The sequence below is a fragment of the Streptomyces sp. NRRL WC-3618 genome, assembly GCF_001280005.1.
GTDB lineage: Bacteria > Actinomycetota > Actinomycetes > Streptomycetales > Streptomycetaceae > Streptomyces.
The window spans coordinates 1-3,162 of sequence record NZ_LGDW01000184.1 but is presented as its reverse complement, the minus strand read 5'-3'; the positions used below and the strand labels follow the sequence as shown (position 1 = coordinate 3,162).

The 3,162-nt window shown below is 70.8% G+C and carries 2 protein-coding genes; both read right to left on the bottom strand.

Annotated elements, in window-relative coordinates:
- Positions 1–704, bottom strand: a 704-nt coding sequence (locus tag ADL01_RS18560; RefSeq protein ID WP_159049565.1) for a CHAD domain-containing protein, incomplete at its 3' end; no start/stop codon positions are given.
- On the bottom strand, positions 685–2,916 hold the full coding sequence (locus tag ADL01_RS18555; protein ID WP_053743126.1) for an RNA degradosome polyphosphate kinase: 2,232 nt from the start codon (positions 2,914–2,916) through the stop codon (positions 685–687). The genes ADL01_RS18555 and ADL01_RS18560, both read right to left, overlap by 20 nt.
- Between the last annotated feature and the right edge of the window lie 246 nt (positions 2,917–3,162).

Here is a 3,162-nt window from a genome sequence, read left to right as displayed (position 1 = left end):
GCCGCGGTGGCGAGGGGGCGCAGGTCGGTGGGGGTGGTGGTGGCGGTGGGGGGGAGGGGGACTTCGCTGGGCAGGACGGCGACGTTGTCGGCGACTGCGTGGAAGCGGGAGGAGCCCAGGGCCTGTAGGGCCGCTGAGTGGGCTCGGGTGCGGGCGAGGGTCAACTGGCGTTCCAGCAGGGCGCCTGCTTTCGCTGCGCCTACTGTCAGATTGCCGCGGTCCGGGGGTGCGGCCGGGTGGGTCGGGGGGCCGGCGGTGCCGGGTTCCGCTTTCAGTGGGATGGGATCCGCCCCAGCGGAACGACTGCCCACAGCGGTGGTCGCCTGTGTGGGGAAGGGGGGTGTTCCTGACAGGCGGTGCAGGGCCAGTAGGAGGCGTTCCTGGCGGGCTGCGTAGGCGTGTTCTCTTGCCAGGATGCCTGAGAGCCAGGCCAGTTCGGGTTGCAGCGCCTCCGACCAGGTGGGGTCGAGGAGGGGGCGGAAGGTGTGGAGGGTGCCTGTGATGCGGCGGGCCGCGTGGCGCAGGGCGCGGGCCGCGTTCACGGGCTCCTCCCCCGGGGAGGCGGAGCCCGGGCCGGACTCCCTGTGCAGGCGCAGGGCGCGGAGGAACTCCGTCGCCTGCGCGCGCAGGTAGTCCGCCAGGGCGTCCGCCGTCACGGGGCCGGCCGTCGTGGGGTCGGTCGGGTCAAGGTGTTGCTGGGCCACGCCTGCGCCTCCGGGCGTCAATGAGCATCTCCTGGACGTGCCGCAGTGGTTGGCCCTCGGAGTCCGTCGCGTGCCGGGTCCACTCACCGTCGGGGCCCAGGTGCCAGGACTGGGTGAGGTCGGACATGCCGGTTTCCAGCATGCGGCTGAGCGCGGCCCGGTGGGCCGGGTCTGTCACCCTCACGAGTGCCTCGATGCGGCGGTCGAGGTTGCGGTGCATCATGTCGGCGCTGCCGAACCACACCTCGGGCTCGCCGCCGTTGCCGAAGGAGAAGACCCGTGAGTGTTCGAGGAAGCGGCCGAGGACGGACCGGACCCGGATGTTCTCGGACAGGCCCGGGACTCCGGGCCGTACGGCGCAGATGCCGCGCACCCAGATGTCGCACGGGACGCCTGCCTGGGAGGCGCGGTACAGCGAGTCGATGAGCGCCTCGTCCACCATCGAGTTGACCTTGATGCGGACGAACGCGGGGCGTCCGGCACGGTGGTGCTGGACCTCCTTGTTGATCCGCGAGATCAGGCCGTCCCGCAGGGACTTGGGGGCCACCAGCAGCCGGCGGTAGGTCTCGCGGCGGGAGTAGCCGGACAGGCGGTTGAACAGGTCCGAGAGGTCCGCGCCCACCTGCTGGTCGGCCGTCAGGAGGCCCAGGTCCTCGTACAGGCGGGCCGTCTTGGGGTGGTAGTTGCCGGTGCCGACGTGGGAGTAGCGGCGCAGCGTGTCGCCCTCCTGGCGGACCACCAGGGACAGCTTGCAGTGGGTCTTCAGGCCGACGAGGCCGTACACGACGTGGCAGCCGGACTCCTCCAGCTTCCGCGCCCACTTGATGTTGGCCTGCTCGTCGAAGCGGGCCTTGATCTCGACGAGGACGAGGACCTGCTTGCCGGCCTCGGCGGCCTCTATGAGGGCGTCCACGATCGGGGAGTCGCCGGAGGTCCGGTACAGGGTCTGCTTGATGGCGAGGACGTCGTCGTCGCCGGCCGCCTGCTCCAGGAAGGCCTGGACGGAGGTGGAGAAGCTGTCGTACGGGTGGTGGAGGAGGACGTCCCGTTCGCGCAGGGCGGCGAAGATGTCCGGCGCGGACGACGACTCGACCTCGGCCAGGTCGCGGTGGGTGCCGGCGATGAACTTGGGGAACTTCAGCTCGGGCCGGTCGAGGGAGGAGATGCCGAAGAGGCCGGTGAGGTCGAGGGGACCCGGCAGCGGGTACACCTCCGCCTCGGTGATCTTCAGCTCGCGTACCAGCATGTCGAGGACGTACCGGTCGATGGACTCCTCGACCTCCAGGCGCACCGGCGGCCCGAAGCGGCGCCGCATGAGTTCCTTCTCCAGGGCCTGGAGGAGGTTCTCGGCGTCGTCCTCCTCGACCTCGAGGTCCTCGTTGCGGGTGAGGCGGAAGGCGTGGTGCTCCAGGACCTCCATGCCGGGGAACAGCTCTTCGAGGTGCGCGGCGATGACGTCCTCGAGGGGCACGTACCGGCTCGGGGAGGCCTCCAGGAAGCGGGACAGCAGCGGCGGTACCTTCACGCGCGCGAAGTGCCGGTGTCCGCTCACCGGGTTGCGGACGATCACCGCGAGGTTCAGGGAGAGGCCCGAGATGTAGGGGAAGGGGTGCGCCGGGTCGACGGCCAGCGGGGTGAGGACCGGGAAGATCTGGTGGCGGAAGAGGGTGAACAGGCGGGCCTGCTCCTTCTCCGTCAGTTCGCTCCAGCGGACCAGGTGCACGCCCTCCTCGGCGAGCGCCGGGGCGACGTCCTCCTGGTAGCAGGCGGCGTGCCGGGCCATCAGCTCGCGGGAGCGGGCCCAGATCATCTCCAGGACCTCGCGCGGCTGGAGACCGGACGCGGAACGGGTGGCCACACCCGTGGCTATCCGGCGCTTCAGGCCGGCCACCCGGACCATGAAGAACTCGTCCAGGTTGCTGGCGAAGATCGCCAGGAAGTTAGCCCGTTCGAGGAGGGGTGTATTCGGGTCCTCGGCCAGTTCGAGCACCCGCTCGTTGAACGCGAGCCAGCTGCGCTCCCGGTCGAGGAAGCGGCCCTGCGGCAGCAGTTCGCCGTCGTAGGGTGCCTCCTCGTACTCGTCGAGGTCGGCGTCGATGTCGGGTTCCAGGTCGGAGACCACGGCCGACACGGTGTGCGGGCGGTGGGAGGTCAGGGAACCGACGGACGGCTGCGCGTGCTGTACCTGCGACTGGGCGTTTGGCTGGCTCATAACCCCATTGTTCCGCGCCCGGCCCGCGACCGGCGCGTCGGAACGCGCGGGCGGGAGCGCGGCGGGGGTCGGCAGGTCCGCTCCGGTCCCGTTGGCGCTCTCTGGGGGTGGTGAAGGCTCAGGCACGGCGGGCGTCATTGGGTGAGCCTCGCAAGCCCCGCTGAATCACTGGTTACGAGGACATGACGTGCGGGATATCGGGGGGCGGCTCGCGGGTGCGGGCGCCTGCGGCGGGCGGCGGTGTGG